27 protein-coding genes are annotated in these 25,079 nt (G+C 68.9%); 15 read left to right on the top strand and 12 right to left on the bottom strand.

Annotation, left to right across the window (positions count from 1 at the left end):
* Window positions 1-83: 83 nt before the first annotated feature.
* The 7 genes from ON38_RS20015 to ON38_RS20040 all read left to right on the top strand — a co-directional run bounded on the left by ON38_RS20015 (window position 84) and on the right by ON38_RS20040 (window position 4,715).
* Complete coding sequence (locus tag ON38_RS20015) at window positions 84-938, top strand: lytic transglycosylase domain-containing protein (protein WP_039826422.1); 855 nt, start codon at window positions 84-86, stop codon at window positions 936-938.
* A 19-nt stretch (window positions 939-957) separates the two neighbouring features.
* Entirely contained in the window at window positions 958-2,094 is a 1,137-nt protein-coding gene (locus ON38_RS20020; protein ID WP_039826424.1) for an Mrp/NBP35 family ATP-binding protein, read from the top strand.
* 19 nt (window positions 2,095-2,113) lie between these two features.
* On the top strand, window positions 2,114-2,434 hold the full coding sequence (locus tag ON38_RS20025) for a DivIVA domain-containing protein (RefSeq protein ID WP_039826425.1): 321 nt from the start codon (window positions 2,114-2,116) through the stop codon (window positions 2,432-2,434).
* Window positions 2,431-3,012: a DNA-3-methyladenine glycosylase I gene (locus tag ON38_RS20030; protein ID WP_039826426.1), complete on the top strand. Its 582-nt coding sequence runs from the start codon at window positions 2,431-2,433 to the stop codon at window positions 3,010-3,012. The genes ON38_RS20025 and ON38_RS20030 overlap by 4 nt, the downstream gene beginning before the upstream one ends.
* A 158-nt stretch (window positions 3,013-3,170) precedes the next feature.
* The gene (locus ON38_RS35025; RefSeq protein WP_064484472.1) at window positions 3,171-3,338 is read left to right on the top strand and encodes a DUF3117 domain-containing protein; all 168 of its coding nucleotides are present in this window, start codon (window positions 3,171-3,173) and stop codon (window positions 3,336-3,338) included.
* Window positions 3,325-4,194, top strand: coding sequence for a putative RNA methyltransferase (locus tag ON38_RS20035; protein WP_051164996.1), 870 nt, complete (start codon window positions 3,325-3,327; stop codon window positions 4,192-4,194). The genes ON38_RS35025 and ON38_RS20035 overlap by 14 nt, the downstream gene beginning before the upstream one ends.
* A gap of 116 nt (window positions 4,195-4,310) precedes the next feature.
* Entirely contained in the window at window positions 4,311-4,715 is a 405-nt protein-coding gene (locus ON38_RS20040) for a group I truncated hemoglobin (protein ID WP_039826427.1), read from the top strand.
* A gap of 15 nt (window positions 4,716-4,730) precedes the next feature.
* Here the strand turns inward: ON38_RS20040 and glgA are convergent, their stop codons facing one another.
* Window positions 4,731-5,888, bottom strand: a complete 1,158-nt coding sequence (glgA, locus tag ON38_RS20045; protein WP_039826464.1) for a glycogen synthase — start codon at window positions 5,886-5,888, stop codon at window positions 4,731-4,733.
* 123 nt (window positions 5,889-6,011) lie between these two features.
* Between glgA and glgC the strand changes: the two genes are divergently transcribed.
* Complete coding sequence (gene glgC / locus ON38_RS20050; protein ID WP_039826428.1) at window positions 6,012-7,226, top strand: glucose-1-phosphate adenylyltransferase; 1,215 nt, start codon at window positions 6,012-6,014, stop codon at window positions 7,224-7,226.
* Between the two features lie 57 nt (window positions 7,227-7,283).
* On the opposite strand, the gene ON38_RS20055 is transcribed toward glgC, so the two are convergent.
* From ON38_RS20055 to ON38_RS20070, 4 genes are all read right to left on the bottom strand, one after another.
* On the bottom strand, window positions 7,284-8,939 hold the full coding sequence (locus ON38_RS20055) for an ABC transporter permease (protein WP_039826429.1): 1,656 nt from the start codon (window positions 8,937-8,939) through the stop codon (window positions 7,284-7,286).
* Window positions 8,936-9,856 carry an ABC transporter ATP-binding protein gene (locus ON38_RS20060; RefSeq protein ID WP_039826431.1) on the bottom strand — a complete coding sequence of 307 codons (921 nt, stop codon included), beginning with the start codon at window positions 9,854-9,856 and terminating at the stop codon, window positions 8,936-8,938. The genes ON38_RS20055 and ON38_RS20060 overlap by 4 nt, the downstream gene beginning before the upstream one ends.
* 79 nt (window positions 9,857-9,935) lie before the next feature.
* The gene (locus ON38_RS20065; protein WP_245564122.1) at window positions 9,936-10,787 is read right to left on the bottom strand and encodes a TetR/AcrR family transcriptional regulator; all 852 of its coding nucleotides are present in this window, start codon (window positions 10,785-10,787) and stop codon (window positions 9,936-9,938) included.
* Between the two features lie 576 nt (window positions 10,788-11,363).
* Window positions 11,364-12,002 (bottom strand): O-methyltransferase, encoded by a 639-nt coding sequence (locus ON38_RS20070; protein ID WP_039826432.1) that lies wholly within the window; start codon window positions 12,000-12,002, stop codon window positions 11,364-11,366.
* Window positions 12,003-12,529: 527 nt separating this feature from the next.
* Between ON38_RS20070 and sigE the strand changes: the two genes are divergently transcribed.
* The 6 genes from sigE to ON38_RS20100 all read left to right on the top strand — a co-directional run bounded on the left by sigE (window position 12,530) and on the right by ON38_RS20100 (window position 17,231).
* Entirely contained in the window at window positions 12,530-13,114 is a 585-nt protein-coding gene (sigE, locus tag ON38_RS20075; protein WP_051164998.1) for an RNA polymerase sigma factor SigE, read from the top strand.
* Between the two features lie 64 nt (window positions 13,115-13,178).
* Window positions 13,179-13,574, top strand: coding sequence for a zf-HC2 domain-containing protein (locus ON38_RS20080; protein WP_039826434.1), 396 nt, complete (start codon window positions 13,179-13,181; stop codon window positions 13,572-13,574).
* Window positions 13,575-13,632: 58 nt separating this feature from the next.
* Window positions 13,633-15,129 (top strand): S1C family serine protease, encoded by a 1,497-nt coding sequence (locus ON38_RS20085; RefSeq protein ID WP_039826467.1) that lies wholly within the window; start codon window positions 13,633-13,635, stop codon window positions 15,127-15,129.
* 33 nt (window positions 15,130-15,162) lie between these two features.
* The gene (gene tatB / locus ON38_RS20090; protein ID WP_039826435.1) at window positions 15,163-15,579 is read left to right on the top strand and encodes a Sec-independent protein translocase protein TatB; all 417 of its coding nucleotides are present in this window, start codon (window positions 15,163-15,165) and stop codon (window positions 15,577-15,579) included.
* 51 nt (window positions 15,580-15,630) lie between these two features.
* Window positions 15,631-16,491: a hypothetical protein gene (locus ON38_RS20095; RefSeq protein ID WP_039826436.1), complete on the top strand. Its 861-nt coding sequence runs from the start codon at window positions 15,631-15,633 to the stop codon at window positions 16,489-16,491.
* Window positions 16,492-16,733: 242 nt separating this feature from the next.
* Window positions 16,734-17,231: a hypothetical protein gene (locus ON38_RS20100; protein ID WP_218000806.1), complete on the top strand. Its 498-nt coding sequence runs from the start codon at window positions 16,734-16,736 to the stop codon at window positions 17,229-17,231.
* Window positions 17,232-17,264: 33 nt separating this feature from the next.
* Here the strand turns inward: ON38_RS20100 and ON38_RS20105 are convergent, their stop codons facing one another.
* From ON38_RS20105 to dapE, 5 genes are all read right to left on the bottom strand, one after another.
* Window positions 17,265-18,203 (bottom strand): glucosyl-3-phosphoglycerate synthase, encoded by a 939-nt coding sequence (locus ON38_RS20105; RefSeq protein WP_039826438.1) that lies wholly within the window; start codon window positions 18,201-18,203, stop codon window positions 17,265-17,267.
* Entirely contained in the window at window positions 18,200-19,081 is an 882-nt protein-coding gene (gene folP / locus ON38_RS20110; protein WP_039826439.1) for a dihydropteroate synthase, read from the bottom strand. The genes ON38_RS20105 and folP overlap by 4 nt, the downstream gene beginning before the upstream one ends.
* Before the next feature lie 231 nt (window positions 19,082-19,312).
* Window positions 19,313-19,873, bottom strand: a complete 561-nt coding sequence (locus ON38_RS20115) for an LOG family protein (protein ID WP_039826440.1) — start codon at window positions 19,871-19,873, stop codon at window positions 19,313-19,315.
* Window positions 19,867-20,670, bottom strand: a complete 804-nt coding sequence (locus ON38_RS20120) for an LOG family protein (protein ID WP_051164997.1) — start codon at window positions 20,668-20,670, stop codon at window positions 19,867-19,869. The genes ON38_RS20115 and ON38_RS20120 overlap by 7 nt, the downstream gene beginning before the upstream one ends.
* 247 nt (window positions 20,671-20,917) lie before the next feature.
* Window positions 20,918-22,015 (bottom strand): succinyl-diaminopimelate desuccinylase, encoded by a 1,098-nt coding sequence (gene dapE, locus ON38_RS20125; RefSeq protein ID WP_039826442.1) that lies wholly within the window; start codon window positions 22,013-22,015, stop codon window positions 20,918-20,920.
* Window positions 22,016-22,075: 60 nt separating this feature from the next.
* Between dapE and dapD the strand changes: the two genes are divergently transcribed.
* Window positions 22,076-23,023 carry a 2,3,4,5-tetrahydropyridine-2,6-dicarboxylate N-succinyltransferase gene (dapD, locus tag ON38_RS20130; protein ID WP_039826443.1) on the top strand — a complete coding sequence of 316 codons (948 nt, stop codon included), beginning with the start codon at window positions 22,076-22,078 and terminating at the stop codon, window positions 23,021-23,023.
* A 15-nt stretch (window positions 23,024-23,038) separates the two neighbouring features.
* Here the strand turns inward: dapD and ON38_RS20135 are convergent, their stop codons facing one another.
* Both ON38_RS20135 and ON38_RS20140 read right to left on the bottom strand, forming a co-directional pair.
* Window positions 23,039-23,407 carry a PPOX class F420-dependent oxidoreductase gene (locus ON38_RS20135; protein ID WP_039826444.1) on the bottom strand — a complete coding sequence of 123 codons (369 nt, stop codon included), beginning with the start codon at window positions 23,405-23,407 and terminating at the stop codon, window positions 23,039-23,041.
* 58 nt (window positions 23,408-23,465) lie between these two features.
* Complete coding sequence (locus ON38_RS20140; RefSeq protein ID WP_039826445.1) at window positions 23,466-24,884, bottom strand: acyl-CoA synthetase; 1,419 nt, start codon at window positions 24,882-24,884, stop codon at window positions 23,466-23,468.
* Between the last annotated feature and the right edge of the window lie 195 nt (window positions 24,885-25,079).

The following is a 25,079-nucleotide window of genomic DNA, read 5'->3' on the forward strand; positions in this document are numbered from 1 at the left end:
GTATCGTCGACACAACAGGTCACGGACCGGCAACGAACTACTCGTGACCGCAGGCTGTGCGTTGAGATGAAGGGCTTGAGTACGTGGGGCGTCACCGTAAACAGCAACCTGCCACCGTTTCCCGTAGCTCGGTGATCGCACTCACCGGGCTGGTTCCGGCCGGGGTAGTGGCCACCAACGCCGCCGCGGCGGTGGTCACCGATCCGACCGCGGCCTCGGTGGCCATGCAGGTCTCGGCAGTCGGCGCGGCCCCCGCGCAGGCCGCCGCCCCCGCCGCTGTCGACCCCACCGCGATGCACGCCATGGCCAAGCAGTCGCCCGAGGCGCGCGTCGAGGTGAAATCGGTCGCCCTGGATCCGAACCGCCCCCGCAACGACCTCCCCGTGGCAGCCTCGGGTATCCCCGGTATCGCCGAGGCCGCCTATATCGGCGCCGCGGAGATCCTCTCCGAGGAGAATCCCGACTGCCATATGCCGTGGACCATGCTCGCCGGTATCGGCCGGGTCGAATCGACCCATATGAACAACGGCCGCGCCGATGCCGACGGTAACGCCCTCGCCCCGGTGTTCGGTCCCGTGCTGGACGGCAGCCTGTCGGGCAACAATGTCATCCACGATTCCGACGGCGGCGCACTCGACGGCTTCAGCGGCTACGACCGCGCGGTCGGTCCCATGCAGTTCCTGCCCGAGACCTGGACCAGTTTCGCCGCCGACGGAAACCGCGACGGTATCTCCGACCCGCAGAACTACTACGACGCCACGCTGACCGCCGGCAAGTACCTGTGCTCGGGCGGCCTGGACATGCGCGATCCCGCCCAGCAGACCAGGGCCATCCTGCGCTACAACAACTCGATGGCCTACGTCGCGAACGTGATGGCCTGGGAGCAGTCGTACCAGACGGGCATCGCACCGCGGCCCGCGGAACTCCCCAAGATCTGACCGCACTACCATCGGCATCATGCCAGTGGTAACGGAAGCGGAGGTGCGGGGCGCTCTCGCGAAGGTCGACGACCCGGAGATCCGCAAACCGATCACCGAACTGGGCATGGTGAAGAGCATCCGGATCGAGCCGGACGGCAATGTGCACGTCGAGGTCTACCTGACCACCGCAGGCTGCCCGTTGCGCACCGAGATAACCCAGCGGGTCAGCACCGCGGTCGCCGACGTGCCCGGTGTGGGCACGGTCTCGGTCGATCTCGATGTGATGAGCGACGAGCAGCGCACCGAACTGCGCAAACAGTTGCGCGGTGATTCCGCCGAGCCGGTCATCCCCTTCGCCCAGCCCGGTTCGCTGACCAGGGTGTACGCGGTGGCCTCCGGAAAGGGCGGCGTCGGTAAATCCAGCGTGACGGTCAACCTGGCGGCGGCGCTCGCCGACCGCGGCCTGTCCGTCGGGGTCCTCGACGCCGATATCTACGGCCACTCCATCCCACGCATGCTCGGTACCGACGCCCGGCCGACCCAGGTCGAGCGGATGATCATGCCGCCGGTCGCGCACGATGTGAAGATGATCTCCATCGCGCAGTTCACCCAGGGCAACACCCCGGTGGTGTGGCGCGGTCCCATGCTGCACCGCGCGCTGCAGCAGTTCCTCGCGGACGTGTTCTGGGGCGATCTGGACGTCCTGCTGCTGGATCTGCCGCCCGGGACCGGCGACGTAGCGATCTCCATCGCCCAGCTGATCCCCAACGCCGAGATCCTGGTCGTCACCACCCCGCAGATCGCGGCCGCCGAGGTCGCCGAGCGGGCCGGCGCCATCGCCCTGCAGACCCGGCAGCGGATCGCCGGTGTGGTGGAGAACATGTCCTGGCTGGATCTGCCCGACGGCACCCGGATGGACCTGTACGGGTCCGGCGGTGGCCAGGCAGTGGCCGACCGGCTCACCCGGGCGGTGGGCGCGGAGGTCCCGCTGCTGGGACAGATCCCGATCGAACAGGCACTGCGCGAAGCCGGTGACGAGGGCACACCCATCGTGCTGAAGGACCCGGAGAACCCGTCGGCGGTGGCCCTGCGCGCGGTCGCGGACAAGCTCGCGGTCCGCCGGCGCGGCCTGGCCGGTATGTCGCTGGGTATCGACACCACCCGTCATCTCTGAGCGCACATAGACTCGGTCCATGCTCACCCTGCTGCTGTACGTCGTGATCGTCGGTTTGGTGGCCGCAGTCCTGTTCCTCCTGGCCAGCGCCCTCTTCGGGCGGTCGGAGGAGCTGGGTCCGCTACCCGAGGGCACCACGGCGACAGTGCTGCCGGTGGAGGGCATCAGCGGTGCGGATGTCCGGGCCCTGCGCTTCCAGCAGGTGGTCCGCGGCTACAAGGCCGGTGAGGTCGATTGGGCGCTGGCCCGGCTGGCCGCCCGGATCGACGAGTTGCAGGGTCAGCTCGCCGAGGCCCGCGCGGCCGGTGCCGCGGCGCAGCAGGGTCCGGAGCAGCCGTGACCGGGACCGCGACGGCCGACACGCTGGTCCGCTGCCCGTGGTCGGTGGATTCGCAGCTCTACCGGGACTACCACGACCAGGAATGGGGGCGCCCGCTGCACGGTGACGACGCCCTGTTCGAGCGGCTGTGCCTGGAGGCGTTCCAGTCCGGCCTGGCGTGGATCACGATTCTGCGCAAACGGCCCGCGTTCCGGGCGGCGTTCGCCGGATTCGCCATCGATCGGGTGGCCGAGTTCGATGCCGCCGACCGCGAACGGCTGCTCGCCGACACCGGCATTGTGCGCAATCGCGCGAAAATAGACGCGTGTATCGCCAACGCGAAAGTCGCGCGTGAACTCGATATCGGACTCGACGAATTGCTGTGGTCCTTCGCCCCGCCCGCGCGACCGCGTCCGCGCGCATTGCCCGATATTCCGGCGACGACACCCGAATCCGTTGCACTGGCAAAAGAATTGAAGCGGCGCGGTTTCCGTTTCGTCGGGCCGACCACCGCGTACGCGCTGATGCAGGCCACCGGTATGGTCGACGATCATTTGGCCGAATGCTGGGTCGATACCCGGCACACCGCGGTCGGCTGACCGATCACATTTGGACGTCGAGTGTCCGTCATCTCATGCGATAGGGAAGAATGGACCGAGTGCGGTCCGTCGTCTCAGCCGACGGACCGCCCGGTTGGCGACAACCGGAGTTCCGAGCAAGTGCGCAGCATACAGCGCAGATCTGGAGGGAGCAGAGGATGGCGGCCATGAAGCCCCGTACCGGGGACGGTCCCCTCGAGGCAACCAAGGAAGGCCGTGGGATCGTCATGCGGGTCCCACTCGAGGGTGGCGGGCGTCTGGTCGTAGAACTCACGCCGGACGAAGCCGCAGCACTCGGTGACGAATTGAAGAGTGTCACCGGCTAGACAGGTAGCCGAACAATCGGCGCTCGCCGCGGTCGCCGAGGTACTGAGCTGCCCCGAATGCGACCGCGGCCTGTCGTGTGCGCCGGGCACCCTGCGCTGCGCTCGCGGGCACAGTTTCGATATCGCCCGGCAGGGCTATATCAGCCTGCTCACCGGCGCGGCCACCAAACTGACCGGTGACACCGCCGCCATGCTCGACGCGCGGACGGCTTTTCAGGGGACCGGGAATTTCGCCCCGATCGCCGACGCGGTCGCGGCGGCAGCGCTGCCCGGGCGCGACAGCGGCACCGGCGGGTTCGTCGCCGATATCGGCGCGGGTACCGGCTACTACCTGGCGCGGGTTCTCGACGCGGTCCCGGCAGCCCATGGGGTCGCCCTGGATATCGCCAAACCGGCCGGCCGCCGGTGCGCCCGCGCCCATCCACGCGCGGCCGCGGTGGTGGCCGACGCCTGGCGGGGGCTGCCGATCCGCGCGCATTCGCTCACCACCGCGCTGTCGGTCTTCGCTCCGCGCAATCCGGCTGCCGTGGCCCGCACCCTCGTCCCAGGCGGCCGCTATATCGTCGTCACGCCCACGGACCGGCATCTGGCCGAGCTCATCGATCCGGTCGGCATGGTCACCGTCGACCCGGAGAAGGACCGCCGCCTCGCCGAGGCCATGACCGGCCGTTTCATCCGGACCGATCACCGCAATGTCGACTACGCGATGACCCTGTCCAGGGCCGATATCGCCAACCTGGTGGCGATGGGCCCGTCCGCCCACCACGCCGAGGACGCGACGACCCGGATCGCCCGCCTGCCCGACCCCTTCGAGGTCACCGTGTCGGTCACCGTGGGCAGCTACACCCCGGCCTGACCTCACCGGCCACCCGCCACTGCGGTGAGAACGGGGCAATCACGCTGGCACAGCGGGCAATCCACTCGCGACATCGGCCTGATCGCCGGTTAACACCGTCCTGGTGTCCTTGTTCTATGCGGATACCGACATTCGGCAAGCGGAAAGACACCAGTACCACCATCTACGAGCAGATCGGCGGCCACGAGGCACTCGAAGCGGTCGTCGCCGATTTCTACACCCGGGTCCTCGCCGACGCGGAACTGGCCGGTTTCTTCAGCGGGACGAACATGTCCCGGCTCCGGGGCAAACAGGTCGAATTCTTCGCGGCGGCGCTGGGCGGGCCCGAACCCTATTCGGGCGCGCCGATGAAACAGGTGCACCAGGGACGCGGGATCACCATGCACCATTTCGGCCTGGTGGCCGGTCACCTGACGGATTCACTGACGGCGGCCGGTGTCGGCGAGGAAACCGTCGCGCAGATCATCGCGGCCGTGGCCCCACTGGCCGACGACATCACCTCGGGGTCCTCCTCGGCCTGACGGCCGGCGCGGAGCTCACCGTTTGCAGACGGTGTGGTACACGGCCAGGGTCTGCTCGGCGATCCGGTACCAGTCGAATTCGGCACGGGCGCGGCGACGGCCGGCCGCGCCCAGCTCGGCCGCCCGCGCGCGGTCCGATGCCAGCTCGTTGATCGCGGCCGCCAGCCCTCGTTCGTAGGCCTCGGTCGCCCCCGCCTCGAAATGCACCAGCCGGCCGGTCCGCCCGTCGGCGACGACCTCGGGTATTCCGCCCACATCCGAGGCGATCACGGCCGTCGAACAGGCCATTGCCTCCAGGTTCACGATCCCCAGTGGTTCGTAGACCGACGGGCAGACGAAAACCGTGGCCGCCGCCAGCAGCTGCCGGATCTGTTCGGTGGGCAGCATTTCCCTGACCCAGAACACCGTGCCCCGGCGGCGGTGCAACCCGGCCACGGCCTGGGCGACCTCGGCCTCCAGTTCCGGGGTGTCCGGCGCGCCCGCACACAGCACGAGCTGGATCTCCGGATCGAGTTCACGCGCGGCGGCCAGCAGATGACCGACACCCTTCTGCCGGGTTATCCGCCCGACGAAAACCGCCAGCGGCCGGTCCGGCCGCACCCCGAGTTCATCGAGGATCCGGCGGCTACCCGGCTCCGGCGGGCCGGGATGCCAGACCGCGGCGTCGATCCCGTTGCGCACGACGTGCACCCTGGTGGGATCCAGCGCGGGGTAGGCGTCCAGCACATCGCGGCGCATCCAGTCGCTCACCGCGATCACCGCGTCGGCGTGCTCGAGCGCATTGCGTTCCGACCAGGACGACAACCGGTACCCGCCGCCCAGCTGTTCGGCTTTCCACGGCCGCCGCGGTTCCAGCGAATGGGTGGTGACCACGTGCGGGATCCCGTAGAGGGTGGCGGCCAGATGCCCCGCCAGGCCCGAATACCAGGTGTGCGAATGGACCACGTCCGCCACGCCGACCGCGTCGGCCATCCGTAGCTGCGCCGACATCATCCGAAGGGCGGGATTGGCGCCGTCGAGGGCCGGATCGGGGCCGTGCACCCGCGCGGTGTCGCGCGGTACTCCCATGCAGTGCACCGTCACCGCGCTCATCCGCCGCAAGCGGGCCGCCAGTTCGGTCACGTGGACACCCGCGCCACCGTAGACCTCGGGGGGAAACTCTCGGGTCAGCATGGCCACCCGTAGCTCGTCGGCCGCGGACAACTCGGCCGCGTCGCTGGAACCGGAACTCACGAATTCACGGTAGCCGCCGAGTGGTCGATGCCCGCCGACCACCTCGTTCGGTAGTTTGGCACTGTGAGGAGCCAGCCGCACGTACTAGGAATCGTGCTCGCCGGTGGCGAGGGCAAGCGACTCTTTCCACTGACCGCCGACCGGGCCAAGCCGGCCGTTCCCTTCGGCGGCGCCTACCGCCTCATCGACTTCGTACTCAGCAATCTCGTCAATGCCGGTTTCCTCCGGATCTGTGTGCTCACCCAGTACAAATCACATTCACTGGACCGGCATATCTCGCAATCCTGGCGGCTGTCCGGTTTCGCCGGTGAGTACATAACTCCGGTTCCCGCCCAGCAGCGGCTGGGACCGCGCTGGTACACCGGCAGCGCCGACGCCATCATGCAATCGCTGAATCTCATCTACGACGAGGACCCGGATTACATCGTGGTCTTCGGCGCCGATCACGTCTACCGGATGGACCCCGAGCAGATGGTGGCCCACCATATCGATTCCGGGGCCGGGGTCACGGTGGCCGGGATCCGCGTGCCGCGCAGTGAGGCGGGCGCTTTCGGCTGTATCGATTCCGACGAATCCGGCCGCATAATCGGTTTCCTGGAGAAACCGGCGCATCCACCCGGTATCCCCGACGATCCGAATTCGACCTTCGCCTCGATGGGCAACTATGTGTTCACCACCAAAGTGCTGGTGGATTCGATCAAGGCCGATGCCGAGGATTCCGATTCCGACCACGATATGGGCGGTGACATCATTCCCAACCTGGTCTCGGCGAGCCAGGCGGCGGTCTACGATTTCGCCGACAACGAGGTGCCCGGGGCCACCGACCGCGACCGCGGCTACTGGCGCGATGTCGGCACCATCGACGCTTTCTACGAGGCGCATATGGACCTGGTATCGGTGAACCCGGTGTTCAACCTCTACAACCGGCACTGGCCCATCCGGGGGGCCGCGGAAAATCTGCCGCCCGCGAAATTCGCGCAGGGCGGGCTGGCCCAGGAATCGATCGTCGGGGCGGGCAGCATTCTGTCCGCCGCGACCGTCCGCAATTCGGTGCTCAGCGCGAATGTGATGGTCGACGACGGCGCCACGGTCGAGGGCAGTGTGCTGATGCCCGGAGTGCGGATCGGGCGCGGCGCGGTGGTCCGGCGCGCGATCCTCGACAAGAACGTCATGGTGTCCGAGGGCGAGATCATCGGTGTGGACTCCGAACGCGACCGCTCCCGCTTCGCGATCAGCAAAAGCGGTGTGGTGACGGTCGGCAAAGGCACCTGGGTCTGACCGGCACGGAGGTGCCCCCTCCCAGGGGAAGGGGGCACCTCGTGGACCACGGCGGATTCAGCGGATGTCGCGTCCCCGCACCCCGGCGAGTCCGGCCGCGAGCAGTACCGCGGCGATCGCGGTGACGGCGACCACCGGGGTGAGGGTGAACTCCGAGCCCGGCACCTTCGGCGCGTGACTGAACGGTTCCAGATCGCGGAACCACTGCGGCGCGCCGGAGAACGAACCGAGCAGGAACACCGCGATCGTGGCGGTGAGCAGCCCCCAGGCCAGCGGAGTCCAGCGCGGCACCAGCCCGAACAACGCCAGGGTCGCTCCGGCGAAGAACCAGATCGCCGGCAGCTGGACCAGCGCCGCGGCCAGCACGCCGGGCAGTTCGCCCGCGATATCGCCCTTGGCCAGGCCGTAGGCGACGCCGCCGAGCAACCCGGCGGTCAGCATGATCACCACCGGCCCACCGAGCGCGAACACCAGATGGCTACCGGCCCAGCGCAACCGGCCGACGGCGCCGCTGAGCACCGATTCGGCCTGGTGCCCGTTCTCCTCGCTGAACAGTCGCAGCGTCGCCGACACGGTGTAGGCCGCACCCGCGACCCCGAGCATGGTGAAGGCGTAGGAGATGAACGAATACTCGATCGATTCGGAGCCACCCATCCGGGTGATCAGATCGCGCAACGTCTGGTTCTCGGCGAAGCTGTCCCCGATACCGGCCACCACACTGCCGATCACCAGGCCGTAGAGGCCGACCCCGATCGTCCAGGCCAGCAGCGTGCCGCGTTGCAGCCGTACCGCCAGGCCGAACGGTCCGGCCAGGCCCGCGCCCGCGGCCGGCGCCCCCAGTCGTTCCGCGATGAGGCCCGCGCCCACATCGCGGCGGCGCAGCAGCGCGTAGGCGACGGTCAGCAGCGCCACCAGCAGGGCCAGGTGCAGTACCAGCACCCACCACCGATCCCCGGCGTACGGCCGCACCTGCAGCGACCAACCCTGCGGGGACAACCACGTCAGCGGACTCACCGGGCCCGCGCCCGCGCGGGCGTCACCGATCGCCCGCAGGGTGAAGGTGACCGCGAGCGCCGCGAACGCCAGCCCGCGGGCCAGCCGCGCCCCCGTACAAACCTGCGCCGTCACCGCGGCCACGGCCGCGAACACCATGCCGGACCCGGCCAGCGCGAGCCCGAAGGCCAGCGAACCGCTCGCCGGGACATCGGTCGCGGTCAGGCTCACCGCGCCGAGCAGACCCGTGAGCAGCGAACCGCCCAGCGCCAGCACGAGTGCGGCCGTCAGGTTCGCGTAGCGACCGACGGAGGTGGAGGCCAGGATCTCGCTGCGGCCCGTCTCCTCCTCGGCCCGGGTGTGCCGGATGACGGTGAGAATGGTGGCCACCGCGATCAAGGTGTGGAACATCCCGGCTTTCCAGATGCCCACCGCACCGATCGAGGTGTTGTAGATCGGGCCGTACATCGCCAGCTGCGCCGGACTGGCCAGGATGGTGGCCGCGAAAGAGGCGCGGTCGGCCGCGGTGGGATACACCGATTCGATACTGGCCACATAGACCCCGCCCAACGGCAGGGACAACAGCAGAATCCACAGTGGCGCCACGATCCGGTCGCGGCGCAGATACAGCCGCAGCAGCCGGGCGGTCCCGGTGAAGCCGGTGCGGCCGGGCTTGGTATGGAGCACGCTGTGCCGTGCTCCGGCGACGGCGGTGGTCATTTCCGCGCCTCTTCCAGTTCGCCGGCCTCGCGGCCGTTGATCGAGTAGTGCCGCATGAACAGCTCTTCCAGCGTGGGCGGGCGGCTGGTCAGGCTGCTGACGCCGGTATCGCCGAGGACGCGGATGAGTTCGGCCAGATGTTCGCCGTCGACCTGGCAGCGCAGGGTGCGGTCGTCCATACTCACATCGGCCACCCCGGGCATGGCCGAGATATCACCGGGATCACCGGTGAGTTCGGCGGTGATGGAGGTGCGGCTCAGATGCCGCATGGACGACAGCGTGCCGCTCTCCACCGTGCGCCCGGACCGGATGATGGTGACCCGCTCACACAGTGCCTCCACCTCCGAGAGGATGTGGCTGGACAGCAGCACGGTCGCTCCCCGCTCGGCCGCCTCGGCGACACATTCGCGGAATACCTGTTCCATGAGGGGGTCCAGGCCGGAGGTGGGCTCGTCGAGCAGCAGCAGCCGGGCGTGCGAGGAGAAAGCCGAGACCAGCGCGACTTTCTGCCGGTTTCCCTTGGAGTAGGTGCGGGCCTTCTTCCGCGGGTCGAGCTCGTAGCGTTCGATCAGTTCGGCCCGGCGCGCGGTGTCGAGTCCGCCGCGCATCGAGGCCAGCAGGTCGATGGTCTCTCCGCCGCTCAGCGACGGCCACAGGGTCACATCGCCCGGCACGTAGGCGATCTCACGGTGCAGGGCCACCGCGTCGGCCCAGGGGTCGCGCCCCAGCATCTGCACCTCCCCGGAGGTGCGGGCCAGCAGGCCCAGTAGCACCCGGATGGTGGTGGACTTGCCGGCACCGTTGGGGCCCAGGAATCCGTGGACCTCGCCCTCGGACACTTCCAGGTCGAGGCCGTCCAGCGCCCGGACCGGACCGAAGTGTTTGTGCAGATCCCGGATCCGAATTGCCGAAATCATCGTGTCTCCTCATGGGACAGAGAGATAGAGCGTTGATGGAGAGGTTTCGCGGGCGCGGCGGATCGGACGCCGCGCCGGCTCAGTGCCCGTCGCCGGCGGTTGGCGCCGGCGACGGCGTTCTTGGTGGATGCGCGGCGGCAGCGGCCGCGTCCGGCGCAGCCGGGTGGCCGGCGACCGGTGCGTCCTCCGGTGGCGGTACACCGTGTTCGGTCGCTGCGGCGGCGTCGGCCAGAAGCGCGTCGAGCATGGTCGAATCGGGCAGCAATCCTTCGGTGAAGATCTCCACGGCGGGCAGCAACATCTGGTCGCCGTACTCCCGCAGCGCCTGCCGGTAGTCGATCGCGCCCGACGCTCCGGCCCGCAGCTGGATGAACAGCAGCATGCCGCCACCGTTGATGGTCGCCAGATAGCGCGACATCGCTTTCAGGTCCCGCGGCCGCCGCACCGCGCCGGAGGCGATACCGGCTTCCAGATACTGCTCCACGTCCTCGACCATGTGCTCGAACATGAGTACCGCGAGGTCGCCGCCCGCCTGGAAGCTGCGCATCATGTAGGCGATGATCGGGGCGAACTCCTCGATCTCGGCCAGTTGTTGCAGCAGATTCCCCGACGACGGCCGGTTCATATAGCTCATCTTCGACTCGCGGATCACCGCGCGCACATGATCGTCGCATTCGCGCCGCAGCCCCTCCTTGGAACCGAAATGGTGGTTGACCAGGCCCGGCGATACACCCGCGGCCGCCGCGATAGCGCGTACACCGACGCCGAAGCCCGCCTCGCCGAACAGGACGAGAGCGGCGTCCCGGATCCGGGCCCGCGTATTCAGATCATCGCTTGAACGCATGTTCAATACATTAAACATACGTTCAATCGCTGCGCAAGAGGCGGCGCCGTAGAGATTCCGTAAAGACGGCCGGACCGGGTACGTCACGCGACAGAAGGCTGCTGAACCGGCAAGTCGGAGCCGTGGTCCATGGCCACTACCCGCTGGTGGCGGCCCGCACTCGCTGCGGGTGCTCATCGGCGTGTTCGACAGCACGCCCGCGCCTCAGCGTTCGGCTCTCAGTGCGGTTCACCACGCCTCGGCGGTAGCCCTCGGCCCGAACCGGACCGACCGGATTACCGGGAACGCCGCGCCGCCGGGACGCGCCCCCGGCCGAGACTGCCGCCCCCGGCCGCGGCAACATCGCGGCAATACCGCCTCGCATAGAAAAGCGCAGCAGACGTGACCTTCGACACCCCCGCGAAACAGACGGAAAGGACCGGCCGGTCGCGTACCGCCGGGTGGGCCCGTTCCGGCAACCGCACCGGCCGCGACCGCCGCGTCGCCCGCCCCGACGACCTCGGGAGTCGCCCTCGGAACACGCCCGACCACACCCACCGCGGTGATCGCCACGGGCGACCCGGGCCCGGCGCGGTCGCTGCGCCCGGACGCCGACATAGTGCGGCCAGGAGTCCTACAGCGATGAGACCGGGCTTGCCGCGGCGGCAGATCGCGGCCGCGCGGCTACCCCTTGGAAGCGCAGAGCAACCCGTCACCGAGCGGAATGAGCACGCTGGTCAGGCCCGGGTCCTCGGCCACGCACCGGGTCGCCGAACGCACCGCCTGGGTGGCCGCGTCGCGATTGGCCGGATCCGGCACCCGGCCACCGAGCAGGGCATTGTGCAGCAGTACCGCGCCACCGGCCCGCAGCAGCCGCACCGCCTCCGCGATGTACTGCGGGTGCTCGATCGGCGAGGCGTCCAGGAACACCAGGTCGTAGGCGCCGTCCGCCAGCCGCGGTAGTACGTCCAGCGCCCGCCCGTTGATCAGCCGGGTCCGGGCGAGCGGGATATCGGCGGCCCGGAAGGACTCCTTGGCCGCCCGCTGATGTTCGGGTTCGGAATCGATGGTGGTCAGCGTGCCGTCTTCGCGCATACCGTCGAGCAGCCACAATCCGCTGACGCCGGCACCGGTGCCCACCTCCACCACCGCCCGCGCGTCCAGCAGCTGCGCGTACATGCTCAGCAGCGCGCCGACCGAGGGCGCTACCGGAGCCACGCCCAGTTCGGTGGCCCGTTCGCGGGCGCTGACGAGTACCTCGTCCTCGACGACGGATTCCTCCACGTAGGCGAGATTGAGCTCCAGGTTCGATGCCACGCCCAAGAGGCTATGCCAAACGCGGCGATGCCGGTCGCAACATTCTCAGGTGTCCCTCAGGATCCCCATAACCGCCCCACACCGGGAGACGGAAGAGTGTGGGCTACGCAAGACCAGCCGACCGAGCGCATCGGACGGGAACAACGGAGTACCGATCCACCGTTGTACCGGATGAACGACGGCCCGAACAACGGGCCGCGTATTCGAGCCTACGCCTCGGTCCCGATCAGGAGGTTGTCACCATCCACATGGTCGATGCGGCACGCGAGTCCGCCACCTTGCCCGAACTGCCCCGGGCCGACCGTTCGGCGACACCCGCCGGGCAGGGCCTGCCGGGGCCGGAGGAATTCGGCCCGCGGCCGTTTACCGGGCCGGATTCGGAGGTAGCCGCGCACCACGACCCGGTGACCGAAGACCCAGCTCCACCGGACGCCCTGATGGAGGTGCCCGATATGTCCATTTTCGACGAGCGAGCCGAGGACTACGACGCCGCCCAGGCCGTCTTGGCCGAGGCGCCGTCCGAGCTCGACAGCATGCTGCCGCTCACCGGCACCGCCGCCTTCGACGCCACCGGCGACCGCACCGTCATGCCCACCTGGGACGAACTGGTCCGCGAGCACGCCGACCGGGTCTACCGGCTGGCCTATCGCCTCTCCGGTGACGCGCAGGACGCCGAGGACCTCACCCAGGAGACCTTCATCCGGGTCTTCCGGTCCCTGTCGAACTACCAGCCCGGCACCTTCGAGGGCTGGCTGCACCGCATCACCACCAACCTCTTCCTGGACATGGTCCGCCGGCGCAGCCGTATCCGGATGGAGGCGTTACCCGAGGACTACGATCGCGTACCCGCCGACGGCCCGGGGCCCGAGCAGGTCTTCCACGACGCCAGGCTCGATCCGGATCTGCAGTCCGCGCTGGACTCGCTGGCGCCGGAGTTCCGCGCCGCGGTCGTGCTCTGCGATATCGAGGGACTGTCCTACGAGGAGATCGGCGCGACGCTCGGCGTGAAACTCGGCACCGTGCGAAGTCGAATCCATCGCGGCCGGCAGGCACTGCGCGAGTATCTTGCGCATAATGGAGTCGAGGAGCGTTTCGCCGCCGAGGCGAGCTTCGGGTGATCCTGCGATCGTGACGCCGGGATCACAGCAGTTTGTGATACCGGTCGGGAAGGATGGGCAGCGAATGAGTGGCGACTCCGAAACGCCCGGTCGTCGTTCCCCGCAGTTCCACTCCACCGAGCATCTGGCGAGCGAGGCAGTCGCCGCCTACGTGGATGGCGAGCTGCGGATGAATCCGTACCTTCGTGCGGCCCAGCATCTTTCGGTGTGCCCGGAATGCGCGGCCGAGGTCGAGGCCCAGCAGCAGGCGCGAATCGCCCTGCGCCGCGCCTCCCAGGTCTCGATTCCCACCGGCCTGCACGACACGCTGTCGCGCATTCCGCTCGCCGAACCGCCCAGCGGCACGCAATCGCGGAATTCCGCCGGAAATCAGCGTAACGAGGCGGTATTCGGCTTCACGAGCCAATCTTTCTCGGCAACCTTCGACAGCTTCCGTTGGTCGGTGTGGTGGCGCAAGTAGAGTTTGCCGCGTGAGTTCCGAACCGACGCAGAATTCCCCTGCCGATAACGCTGATTCGGTGGATGAAAACGGCACGACGACCGACAACGGCACTCTGCGCCCGCCCGACGCGCCGGTGCTGGCCCCGCGGCCGGTCTATCGACCCCATGTGGACTCACATACCGCGAATGCCTTCCGCCGGCCGTCGGGTCAGTCCGGGTCCTTCGCCGCACGCCCGGCCCGCCCGGACACCGATGCCCCGGTCCAGGTGGCGCCGAAGGGCCCGCCGCGTGCCGTGCTGGCCGAGGCCTTCGGCCGGCCCCCCGGTTCCACCGAACTGCTGCAGCGCGATCCCGACGCCGACAACGAGCGCGAACCGGTAGCGGGCCCTGCCGATCCCTGGCGGGATCCGGATTCGGCGGCCCGCCTCGGCGCTCCCGCGCTCGCCACACCGGCCGCGCGGGAACTGCCGCGCGCCGAGCAACTCTCTGCCCGGCAGGTGCTCTTCGGGTCCCGGGTCGCGCCCAAGGCATTGCTCGCCCTCGGCGCGATCGCGCTGGCGATCGGGCTGGTCGGGGGCTTGGTCGGCCGGTTGACCGCGGAAACCGCCTCGACCCTGACCTCCCGCAAGGTCAGTCTCGAACAGACCGACAGCGACCAGCCGCACGGCCCGATCGCCCAGGTGGCCGACGCGGTACTGCCGTCGGTGGTGTCCATCCGCACCACCGTCGGCGACAACGGCGCCACCGGCTCCGGGGTCGTCATCGACGGTAACGGCTATATCGTCACCAACAACCACGTCATCTCCATGGCGGCGCAGGACCAGTCCGGGCGGGCCCGGATCCAGATCACCTTCTCCGACGGCACCCGGACACCGGCCAATATCGTGGGGCGCGATCCCAAGACCGATCTCGCGGTACTCAAGGTAGATGTGAAAAATCTCACGGTCGCACAGCTGGGTAAATCGGATGACGTGCAAGTCGGAGACGCGGTGCTGGCCATCGGATCCCCGCTGGGCCTGAGCAAAACCGTCACCTCCGGCATCGTGAGCGCGCTGCACCGCCCGGTGAAACTCGAGGGTGAGGGCAGCGACACCAAAGCGGTGATCGACGCGGTACAGACCGACGCTTCGATCAACCCGGGCAATTCCGGCGGCGCACTGGTGGACGCGGACGGCCGGGTGATCGGGATCAATACCGCCATCCGCAGCGAGAGCGGCGGTTCGGTGGGGCTCGGCTTCGCCATCCCGGTGGACCAGATGACCCAGGTGGCCCAGACGCTCATCCGCGACGGGTCGATCCATCACCCGATGATCGGGGTGAGCGCCCGGCAGAAGACCGTCGCCAACGAAGTCATGAGCGGCGCCGAAGTCGCCGATGTCCAGCCGGGCGGCCCCGCCGCCGACGCCGGGATCGTCGAGGGCGATGTGATTGTGCGGATCGGCGACCGCGAAGTCACCAATCCCGACGAACTCGTGGTGGCGGTGCAGGCGAACAAGATCGGCCAGACGGTGAACGTCCAACTCATCCGGGAAGGCCGGCAGGTGGACATCCCGGTGACGCTGGCCTCCGACTGACCCGCTGGTCGCGGCGCCGGGTAGCCTATAGGAGTGTTCAGCAGTATCGGGTGGGGCGAGATGCTCGTGCTACTCGTCGCCGCCCTCGTGATCCTCGGTCCGGAGCGCCTGCCCGGCGCCGCGCGGTGGACTGCGCGCAGCCTGCGGCAAGTTCGCGATTACGCCACCGGCGCGACATCGCAATTGCGGTCCGAACTCGGGCCCGAATTCGAGGAGCTGCGTAAACCACTCGCCGATCTCCAGGAATTACGCAGTATGTCACCGCGTTCGGTGGTGACGAAACATCTCCTGAACGGCGATGATTCCCTTTTCAAGGATCTCGACGGCGCCCTGCCGGACAGCAAGAATGTACTGGGAACACACAGCGGTATGCCAGATTACCCTATGCCCAAGTTGGATAAACCCTTGGAGCGCAACGAACGTCCTCCGATCGATACCGACGCCACCTGACCGTCAACCAGTCTAGACGCCATTGAGCGTCTCCCTGTCTAGACTTCGCACATGTCGGCCGATGACGTGGCGCGAATATTCGCGATCGAAGACAAAGTCGAGCGACTCAAGGCCGCCACCGAAGGCGTCGCAGCGGCTCAGCAGACCATCAACGAACTCACCCGAATTCGGCGCGCGGTGATCAGGGAGTTACACGCCGAAGGGTGGACCTTCGCCAGAATCGGTGCCGCGGCGGGCCTTTCCCGCGCCCGTATCCACCAGGTGAGCACCCAGGGTCCGGCACCCGAGGGGTTGTTCTTCGGGCACGGACCGTTGACCCTGCTGGTCCCGGATACCCGCGCGGGCAGGCTGATCGGGGCACCCGACCCGGCGGCGGCGCCCCGGCTGGCCGAACAGCTACGAGAACTCGGCTTCGCGGTCACCATCGAACCCTTCGCCCCGGGACGCCCGATCGATCTGCTCCGGGACGGCCTCATCGTGCTCGGCGGCCCGGAACTGTCGCCCAGCCTGCGCCATCTCATCGCCGCCGACCCACGCCTGCGCCGCGCGGTGGCCCGCCCCGGGGACGGCCGCCGCGGTATCGAGGACCGCGCCGCCCGGCGCATCTACCGGCCGGCCGGCCCGGAACCGCACGATATCGCCTACCTCGCCCGCCTACCTCGTCCGGACGGCCGCGGTTCGATCCTGGTTCTCGACGGCCTGCACCCGCCGGGTTCACTCGGTGCGGTACGGCTGTTGGCCACCCGGTTGGCGACCCTGCACGAACGAGCGGCCAACCGCCGCTTCTCCGTACTGATCGGCGTCCGTTACGAACGCACCACCGGCGAACCCGTGGACGCCGATCTACTCACTCCTGTCTACCTCCACGAACCGGTGGATTCCCGTCCCCAGGCGGTACGCCAGCGCCGCTGAACGCGAGGCCGCACCGATGACGAAAAGACCGGCGGCCGGTCCTGCCGACACGCCGAAAGACCGATAGCGGCAGCGAATATTAGCTGGTCGAAGAATTGCTACTGTGGTGCGCAGTAGGCCCATTTCATTTACCGCGACCGGTTACCCGGGTCCGACGCTTCGATAGCCATAGCATTACTCGGCACCCCTGGGGTGCGCGGTGGCGATTGTCGGCTCCGAAAAGATAATTCGTGGAGGCGCAGGTGAACGCGTTGATCATCCTGGCGGTGGCACTGGTCGCGGTGGGCTTGCTGATCACCCTCGTCCTGTGGCTGCGCGCCCCGCATTCCGCCGAGAGCGAGTACGTGACGGTCGCCGAACTCCGCGCGCGCCTGGAAAACGAACAGGAACCCACCGAAGAGGAAGTAACCGAAGAGGGATCAGACGAAGAGCCCGGCGAAGACCGACCGGAAACCGGCGCCGGATCGGAACCGGCGGCCGAAGACGGCCGTCCCGCGGCCGCCGTCGTCACACCGCCCACATCGACCGACGCCGGACCCGGGGTACCGCCCGCCGCGGACTCCACACCCCGCACCGGCGACGCCGAACCCGAGGTTTCCGGCCGGACAGCCGAGAAGCCCGGACCCGAACGACCGCCGGAAACCGAAGCCCTCGGCAGCGCGGCGAAGAAGCCAGGAGACGAGCAGCCCACGGAGACCGGAGACGAACCACCGGTGGAGAAGCCGGACCCGGACCACTGACGTCGGCGGGCGTCGCGGTCCGGTCCCGGAGACTCACGCGGCCGCGACGTCCGGCCGGATGGTGTTCATCGGCGGCCGATCGACCAGATCCACCGCGGTGCTGTGCGGGGTGAACTCGTCCCCGATCAACAGGAACTGGGTCAGCGCGGCCCCCGAATCCGGGACCCCGCTGCGGCCCAGCACCGTACCGAGGATCTGCCGGCTCATCACACCGAGATCGGCCAGCGGACGGTTGCGATGGGTGCGCACCCCCAGGTTCACCTGCCCGATAGCGCTCAGGCCCAGCCGGTCATAGGTATCGAGCAGCAGCCCGATCTCCACGCCGTACCCCGGCGCGAACGGGACCGCCGTCAGTAATTCCCGGCTCCCGGCGTACTCGCCGCCGAGCGGCTGCAGCACCTGTGTCAGCCCCGGCCGCAGCGCGGCCAGCAGGGGCCGGGCCACGAGCTCGGTCACCCGGCCGCCGCCGTGGGCGTCCACCCCACCGCCGTGCCGCAGCGGGCGCCGGTAATACGCCTTCACCAGGTGCAGGTCGGGAGTCGTGAGCAGCGGGCCGAGCAGCTTCGGCACAAAAGCCGGGTCGGGATCGATCAGGTCGGAATCGACGAACGCCACCAGATCACCGGTGGTCACCGCCAGCGAACGCCACAGCACCTCGCCCTTGCCCGGGGAGGGCTCCAGCTCGGGTACGGCCTGCTCCCGGGTGATCACCTCCGCGCCGGCCGCGCGAGCGCGTTCGGCGGTGGCATCGGTCGACCCCGAATCCAGTACCACCAGCTCGTCCACCAGCGTGCCCAGCAGCGGACGGATACTGGCCACCACCTCGGCGACGGTTCTCTCCTCGTTCAGCGCCGGCAGCACCACCGAGACGGTGCGGCCGGCCTTGGCGGCGACCAGCTCGGCCACCGACCAGTCGGGGGCATCCCACGTATGGGTCGCTGCCCAGCCGGGCTCGTGATGGGAAAATTTCATACGAGACCTCGCAGAGTTCGTACGGGGGGCCGGATGCCCTGGATCGCGGCGATCATGTCCACGACGCGACGGGTCGCGGCGACCTCGTGCACGCGGAAAACGCGCGCACCGGCCGCGGCCGACCAGGCTGTTGCCGCCAATGTGCCCTCCAGCCGTTCGGAAAGTCCGACACCTAATGTCTCTCCGATGAAATCCTTGTTGCTCAGCGCCATCAAGACCGGCCACCCGCTTTTAACAAGAACGTCCGCTGCCCGCAACAGTGCGAGTCCGTGATAGGTGTTCTTCCCGAAATCGTGGGTCGGGTCGATGAGGATCGAATCCCGGCGCACCCCCGCGGCCGCGGCCTGTTCCGCCGCCCGCACCACGGTATCGGTCACCTCCGCCACCACGTCGGCGTACCGCACCCGATGCGGCCGCGTACGCGGCACCGCTCCGCCGGTGTGACTGCATACGATGCCGGCCCCGGTCTCGGCCGCCACCGGCACCAACTCCGGATCCGCGCCCGCCCAGGTGTCGTTGATCAGATCGGCTCCCTCGGCCACGGCCGCCCGCGCCACCTCCGACCGCCAGGTGTCCACACTGATCAACAGGTCGGGATAGGCCGCCCGGATCGCCGCCACGAACGGCACCACCCGCCGCGACTCCTCGGCCGCGTCCACATGCTCCCCCGGGCCGGCCTTCACTCCACCGATATCGACCAGGTCGGCGCCCTCGTCCACCGCCCGCGCCACCGCGGCCAGCGCGGCCGAATCACCGAAGGTCGCGCCGCGGTCGTAGAAGGAATCGGGGGTGCGGTTCACAATGGCCATCACCAGCGCGCGATCCGTCGCGACGGTCCGGCCGCAGAGAGTCGGCGACGGCCGGACGGGCTCGAACATGAGCTGAGTTTATGGCGCGCCTGCGGCGCGCGGGGTCGAGGCCCCCTTATGTCTCGCCGTTTCGGCCTCGAGACTTGCGCTTCGCGCGGGCGCTTTCGAGGCCGAAACGGCGAGACGGGCCTCAACCCTTTGAGGTGTCTCGCAAAACTCGACACACTGGATTGCGTCGGCGTCCAGAGTCCGGCGTTTCCCTTTGCGAACAGGCACCTATTGGCCCGCCACCGGTCGAGTTCACTGATCCGAGTCCTTGCCCAGTGCCGCGAAGGCCTCGGTGAGGTCGGGGGTGACCGTGATGCGGTCGAGGGCCGCCTGCGGGACGAAGCCGCGGTCGTGGAGTTCGGTGAGCCAGGCGAACAGGCCACTGTAATGCCCGGCGGGGTCGAGGATCGCCATCGGCTTGTTGTGCTGGCCGAGGTGACCGCCGGTCCAGGTTTCGAAGAACTCCTCGAGGGTGCCGATACCGCCGGGGAGGGTGAGGAAGGCGTCGGAGCGGTCCTCCATCACCTGTTTGCGCTGGCGCATGGTGTCGGTGACGACCAGTTCGTCGGCGTCCACATCGGCCACCTCGCGATGGACGAGGTGTTTCGGTATGACGCCGACCGTGTGGGCGCCGCCGGCCCGGGCGGCGGTGGCCACCGCGCCCATCATGGAGACGTGCCCGCCGCCGGATACCAGTTGCCACCCGCGCCGGGCTATTTCGGTGCCCACCCGGGCCGCCAGTTCTAGCTGGTCGGGGTCGGTGGTGCTGGCCGAGCAGTACACACACACCGCGAAGGGCTGTGGCGTCACCATTCGTCCTCCGTACCGACCTTCTCGATGGTGGCGGCGCCCGGTTCGGACTCCTCGATGATGCGCACCGCGTCCGCGACCGAGTCGGTGACGTGCAGCAGATCGATATCACCCGGGGAGATGCGACCGTCGGCGGCCAGGGACTCACGGATCCAGTCGACCAGCGGCGCCCAGTACCGGCTGCCGAACAGGATGATCGGGAACCGGGTGATCTTGCGGGTCTGCACCAGGGTGAGCGCCTCGAACAGTTCATCCAGGGTGCCGTACCCGCCGGGCATGCAGACGAAGGCCTGGGAGTACTTCACGAACATCGTCTTGCGCACGAAGAAGTAGCGGAAGTTGATGCCCAGATCGACCCAGTCGTTGAGACTCTGTTCGAACGGCAGCTCGATGCCCAGTCCGATGGAGTAGCCACCGGCCTCGGACGCCCCGCGGTTGGCGGCTTCCATCACGCCGGGGCCGCCGCCGGTGATGACCGCGAAACCGGCGGTCGCCAGGGCCGCGCCGAGGTCGCGCGCGGCCTGGTACTCCGGATTGCCGGGTTCGGTGCGGGCCGAACCGAAGACGCTCACCGCGCGCGGGACCTCGGCCAGGGCACCGAAGCCCTCGACGAATTCGGCCTGGATCCGCAGCACCCGCCACGGGTCGGTATGGACCCAGTCGCTGTCGCTGCGCTGATCCAGCAGATGCTGGTCGGCGGTGGTGCCCCGCGGGGTCCGTTCCCGGCGGAACATGATGGGCCCGCGGTAGCGGGCCTTGGGTTTGCCGACCATCCCGGATTCGGCGGCGTCGGTAGACATGGCCGCAGTGTATTTGGCGCGGCGGCGCGCGCGGGGTCGAGGCCCCCTCGGTCCCGCCGTCGGGCCTCGGGACTCGTGCCTGCCGCGCCTGCGCTTCGAGGCCTGAACGGCGGGCCGGGCCTCGTCCTCGGGGCCACGCTGAACTCGGCGCCGGAAGCGTGCGGCAGATCATGACGGCAATCACCACGAATCCGTCGAAGTCGATCGGTGCCGGATCGGAAAGCGGCCGGGGTTCCGCCGGAGCTTGCTAGGCCGGAACGGTGAGGTAGCGGCGCAGCATCTCGGTGACCGCGGTGATCTGGGCCAGCGGCACGTGCTCGTCGCGTTTGTGCGCGAGGTTGGGATCACCGGGGCCGAAGTTCACGGCGGGGATGCCGCGGGCGGCGAACCGGGAGACGTCGGTCCAGCCGTACTTGGCCCGCACACCCGCCGACCCGTGCGCCAGCACCGTGTCGACCAGACCGCGTGCCGCGGGAGCGGTGAGGCCCGGCAGCGCGCCGGCGGCGGAGTCGGTGACCTCCAGGTCGAGGTCGAGATCCGCGAACACCTCGCGCACATGGGCGATCGCCTGATCCACCGAACGGTCCGGGGCGAACCGGAAGTTCACGTCGACCTCGGCCTCGTCCGGCACCACATTGCCCGCGACCCCGCCACCCACGCGGACCGCGGAAAGCCCCTCGCGGTAGCGGCAGCCGTCGATCTCGACCTCCCGGGCCCGATACTCCGCGAGCCGGGCCAGGATCGGCGCCAACCGGTGGATCGCGTTGTCGCCGAGCCAGGAGCGGGCCGAATGAGCGCGCACCCCGGCGGTCCGCACGCGGACCCGCAGCGTGCCCTGACAACCGGCCTCGATCCAGCCGCCGGAGGGTTCGCCGAGAATCGCCAGGTCGCCGTCCAGCCACTCCGGCGCTTCCCGCTCGATGGCATTGAGCCCGTTGAATTCGGCGGAGATCTCTTCGCAGTCGTAGAAGATCAGCGTCAGATCGTGGACCGGTTCGGCGACGGTGGCGGCCAGATGCAGGAACACCGCGTCGCCCGATTTCATATCCACCGAACCGCAACCGTAGAAGACCTCGGCGCCGTTCTCGATGGTGAACCGGCCGGGCACATTGTCCGCGATCGGCACGGTGTCCAGATGCCCGGCCAGCACGACCCGCGTCGGCAGCCCGCGGTTCGTCCGGGCGAGCACCACGTTGCCGCGGCGCAGCACCTCGAAACCGCTGGTCTGGGTGCGCAGCGCCGTTTCCACGGCGGCCGTGATCGCGGCCTCGTCCCGGGAGACGCTCGGGATGTCGACGAGGGCTGCGGTGAGTGCGATGGGGTCGGCGTGCAGGTCGAGGTTCACAGCGTACGAGCGTAGAGGGGCCCGACCGTTTCGGACCGCCGGTGGGTAGGCTTCCGTGTCGTGAGCACTCAGGGAGCATCCGCCATCGGCATCGCCAACGTGACCACCGACGGGACCGTGCTGGACACCTGGTTCCCCGGCCCGGAGCTGGGTGAGTTCGGTGACACCGGCACCGAACGCCTTGCCACGGTGCCTGCGGAATTCGCCGAACTGGTGGGCCCGGACCCGGCGCGCGGCGTCGATGTGGTCGCGGTGCGCACCACTATCGCCGATCTCTCGGCCGCTCCCGTGGACGCGCATGATGTGTATCTGCGGCTGCACCTGCTCTCCCACCGCCTGGTGCGGCCGCACGAGGTGAGCCTGGAGGGCCAGTTCGCCCTGCTCAGCAATGTGGTGTGGACCAACCACGGTCCCGCGGCGGTGGAGGGATTCGAGATCACCCGTGCCAAACTGCGTGCGCGTGGCCCGGTCACCGTGTACAGCGTCGACAAGTTCCCGCGCATGGTCGACTACGTGGTCCCGTCCGGTGTCCGCATCGGCGACGCCGACCGGGTCCGCCTCGGCGCGCACCTCGCCGCCGGCACCACGGTGATGCACGAGGGCTTCGTGAACTTCAATGCCGGCACCCTCGGCACCTCCATGGTCGAGGGCCGGATCTCCGCCGGGGTGGTGGTCGGCGACGGCTCCGATATCGGCGGCGGCTCCTCCACCATGGGCACCCTCTCCGGCGGTGGCACCACCGTCATCTCGATCGGCGAGCGCTCACTGCTGGGCGCGAATTCCGGGCTGGGCATTCCGCTCGGCGACGACTGCGTTGTCGAGGCCGGCCTCTACCTCACCGCCGGCACCAAGGTCACCGCCCCGGACGGCACCGTGGTGAAGGCGGCGGAACTGAGCGGCAAGGACAACCTGCTGTTCCGCCGCAACTCACGCACCGGCACCGTGGAGGTGGTGCCGCGGGCCGGCACCGGTATCGAACTCAACGAGGTCCTGCACGCCCACAACTAGGAGCCGGCGGCGGGCTCAGAGTCCGAAGGCGATCACGCGTTCGGGGTGGATGCGGATGAGTTCGCTCTCCTCCGGCCCGATGTAGGTGGCCGTATCGGTGAGTGCTTCCGCGGTGCCCCGAATCTCCAGGCAGCGCACCCGCCACGGCTGGACCGAGGCGATATCGTCGACCACGAAGGCCACCCGGTTGTTACGCGCGAGATTGCGGAACTTCCGGGATCGGCCCATGTTCCAGCCCGCGATATCGATGGTGCCGAGCTCGGGGTTGTAGCGGAATCCGACGGGATTGTTCTGCGGTGCCCCGTCCGGTGCGACGGTGGCCAGCCGGCCGAGCCGCTGTCCGGCGAGGTAGTCGATATGGTCCCGGGTGAGCGTGGTGTTCATGATCGAACCGTAAAACCTCGATCGAAGTTCAGGTCAAGATACGGGCGGACCCCGGTGGTCAAGCCAGCAGCTTCTTCTGGACCTTGCCCATGGCGTTACGCGGCAGCGCGTCCACGAACCGGATCTCGCGGGGCCGCTTGTGCACCGAGAGTTCCCCGGCCACGTGGTCGATGAGTTCCTGTTCCGCCGGCGCCGCATCGCGTGGGACCACGAAGGCGACGATACGCTGCCCCAGGTCCGCGTCGGTCAGGCCCACAACGGCTACTTCGGCGACCGCCGGATGGCCGAGCAGCGAGGTCTCCACCTCGCCCGCCCCGATCCGGTAGCCGCCGGATTTGATGAGGTCCACCGATTCGCGGCCCACGATCCGGTGGAAGCCGTCCGCGTCGATGGCGGCGACATCGCCGGTGCGGAACCACCCGTCCTCGGTCCAGCAGTCGGCGGTGGCCTCGGGGCGGCCGTAATAGCCGTCGAAGAGCATCGGCCCGCGTACCTGGAGACCGCCGATACCGGAGCCGTCGTGCGGTACCGGCTGTCCCGCCTCGTCCCGGAGCCGGGTCTCGACCCCGCGCACCGGTACGCCGACCCAGCCGGGCCTGCGCTCGCCGTCCGCCCGGGCCGACAGGGTGATCATGGTTTCGCTCATCCCGTAGCGTTCCACGGGCCGGTGCCCGGTGAGTTCGGCGAGCCGCTCGAACACCGGCACCGGCAGCGGGGCGCTTCCGGAGATCAACAGCCTGGCCGCGGCCAGTTCCTTGGCCGCGGCCGGCTCCTCGGCGATCCGGGACCAGACCGTCGGCACGCCGAAATACATCGTGCCGGGGGCCGCCGCGTAGTTCGCGGGGGTCGGTTTCCCGGTGTGCACGAGCGGACTGCCGACCCGCAACGGTCCCAGCAGACCCAGGATCAACCCGTGGACGTGGAACAGCGGCAGACCGTGGACCAGGACATCGGCCGCGGTCCAGGCCCAGGCGTCGGCGAGCGCGTCGAGGCCGGCCGCGATGGCCCGGCGGCTCAGCACCACGCCTTTGGGGGCGCCGGTGGTACCGGAGGTGTAGAGCACGAACGCCGGCGCGGCCGGGTCGGGCTCGGGATAGGTGTGCCAGGAACGGGCATGTCTCCGCACCGGGACCACCGGCAGGCCGGTCCCCTCCGGCGCTTCGCCGAGCCAGGCCTGGGCGCCGGAATCGGTGAGCATATGGCCGAGTTCGGCCGGTCCGGAATCGGGCGGCACCGGCACCACGGTGACCCCGGCGATCAGACAGCCGACCACGGCGAGCACCGTCGTCGCCGTCGGCCGGGCCAGCACGGCGACCCGGTCGGCCCGGGCGACGCGTTCGGCCACCGAGGTGGCCGCCCCGAGCAGATCACTGCGGGACAGTGTCGCACCGTCGATGGTCACGGCGTCCGGGATATCGGCGCCCGCGGCGACGGCGAGGGGGTCGAGAGAGCTGAGCAGGCGGTGGCCGTAGGACATGCGCCCAAACTACTGCCCCGGCCCCGGCGGGCGGTCGGGCACCTGCCCGGATAATTCCGGGGAATTCGCCGGTCGGAGCTTCGCATATTCGTCCGGCGTGAATTCCACATCCCGCAGTGAAACTTTATCGATTCGCATTGCGCATACCATGTCCGGTCCCGCGCGGGGCCGGGATCGATTTATTTCCGGCGTCGC

The organism is Nocardia testacea NBRC 100365, assembly GCF_000308775.1.
GTDB classification, from domain to species: Bacteria; Actinomycetota; Actinomycetes; order Mycobacteriales; family Mycobacteriaceae; genus Nocardia; species Nocardia testacea.